This is a genomic window from Mycobacterium sp. TH-M11 (genome assembly GCF_057473725.1).
The window spans coordinates 1-2,054 of the sequence record NZ_JBYCLD010000028.1 but is presented as its reverse complement, the minus strand read 5'-3'; the positions used below and the strand labels follow the sequence as shown (position 1 = coordinate 2,054).

The window sequence follows — 2,054 nt, the reverse complement described above, 5'->3', positions numbered from 1 at the left end:
TCTGGGCCATCCCGGCCAGCTGAACCGATTGACCCGCGGGCCCGGGCACCGCATGCAACCGATCGAGCTGGGTGTCGGACGCGTTCGAGAACAACGGCGCCGTGCTGGCCACCGTCAAGAACGCACTGCCCTGCGCCATTCCGGTGGCCGCCGACGGTGGCCCGACCCGGTTGCCGCCGATGAACGTACCGGTGGGCGCCGAGACTGCCGACACGTCGGCAACCCGTGACAGGTCGGCCGCGTAGCGGCTGAGGTCGCCCGGACGCACCCCTCGAACATCCGGAACGACAACAGACACCGCGGTCGCTGAGTCATCGGCGAATTCGTGCCGCAGCTGATCGCCAACGGCATGCGCCGAGGCCGACGCCGGCAGCACCCGGTCGTCGGGCATACCCCATTTCACCCCGAAGAACGGAAGTCCCAGCACCGCCAGCAGCGCGACGACCGCCAGGCCGATGGGCACCGCTCGCCGCATCACGAATTTCGTGGAGCGGTACCAGAACAACTGCTCCACGGGCTTGCGCACCGGTTCGGGCCGGCCGAGCAGCCGACGGCCCAGTCCGCGCATATCCAGCGCGTCCAGCCGGGGGCCGAGAACAACGATCGCCGCGGGAGTGACCACGATCGAGGCCACCGCGACGAAGGCCACCGTGGCCACCCCGGCGTAGGCGAACGACTTCAGGAAATACATCGGGAAAAGGACCAGCACCGCCATCGACAACGCGACGGTGGTCGCCGAGAACAACACCGTCCGACCTGCGGTGGCCATGGTCCGAACCAGCGCCTTGTCGGGCTCAGCGCCGTCGGCCAACTCGTCGCGGTACCGGCTGATGATCAGCAGCGTGTAATCGATGGCCAGGGCCAGGCCGAGGGCCATGCTGAGGTTCAGCGCGTAGGTAGAGACGTCGGTGCCAAAGCTGATCAGCCGCAGCACCGACATCGACCCCACCAGGGTCAGCCCGCCCAGGCAGACCGGCAACGCCGCGGTCAGCAAACCGCCGAACACCCAGACCAGCACCAGAAAGCTCAGCGGAATCGCGAGTGACTCCATCAGCAGCAGGTCTCGCTCGTTCTGACGGTTGATCTGGTCGTAGACCATCGCCGCACCGCCCGCTCGAACCGTGACGCCGTCGCGATCATGCACGACGCGGCCGGCGATGTTCTTGGCGTAGTGCTGCGCGTAGTTCTCGCCGCCCTTGAGGTTTGCCACGATGAGCCCGGACTTGCCGTCTTTGCTCACCAGATCGGCGGCCAGCTGTCCGGGACCTGCCGCCGCGGGCCCGGTCCAGGCCGAGACGACGTTGTACACCCCGTCCGACCCTTGGACCTGCTCGACGATTTCGGTGGCGATGCGACGAGCTTGCGCACTCTGCGCACCCAACGGCGCGGTCACCAGGAGGACCAGCTGCTGATCGCTCTGGCCGAACTTGTCGGTCAGTAGTTTCGTCGCCTGCGCCGACTCGGAAGCCGGGTCTTGGAAACCGCCCGCGGACAAACTCTTGGCCACCGGAAGCCCGAAGACCCCCGCCGCGACGAGAACCATGACGGCAGCTGCCAGTATCCGCCGCGGCCTTGCGATGGCAAGGTAGGCGATCCGCTGCAGCATCGGTGGATCCTCCGGTTCGCTATCGTTTGACAACTTATCGGCGATAAGTCAAGTGGGCGAGGCCCGGGCCGCCGTCTACGCCCGATTAGCGTGGGCGAAAGCACTACCGGCGCGGTCCCACTCTGCGCCCGACAACCAGGACATTTGCCGAGCATATGTGGTTGCACGCCTGCCCAATAGGTCATTTCCAAGCATCCGGACGGGACGTCCGGCCCGGGAGGCCTTACTGGGCGGTAACAATTGCCACGATTTTCCGAATCGTGACTCAAAGATTCCTTAAATGTTGCCCTTACGCTCAGCTGTATGTGGATCGATGACTCCAGTGCCGACGTGATCAAAGTTGATTTCGAGGCTCTCTACCACGGCGACTTCCTGGTCGAGGGCGAGTGCTCGGAGCAGCTCGAAGACGGACACCTGTTACCCAACGCGAGCTGACCCGCAGCGGTAA

General features: G+C 65.4%; 2 protein-coding genes. One reads left to right on the top strand and one right to left on the bottom strand.

Going from position 1 to position 2,054, the window contains the following annotated elements:
* Positions 1-1,606, bottom strand: a 1,606-nt coding sequence (locus AC2VOG_RS01290; protein ID WP_486938105.1) for an MMPL family transporter, incomplete at its 3' end; no start/stop codon positions are given.
* 303 nt (positions 1,607-1,909) lie between these two features.
* Between AC2VOG_RS01290 and AC2VOG_RS01285 the strand changes: the two genes are divergently transcribed.
* Complete coding sequence (locus AC2VOG_RS01285; protein WP_255361332.1) at positions 1,910-2,041, top strand: hypothetical protein; 132 nt, start codon at positions 1,910-1,912, stop codon at positions 2,039-2,041.
* Positions 2,042-2,054: the final 13 nt, after the last annotated feature.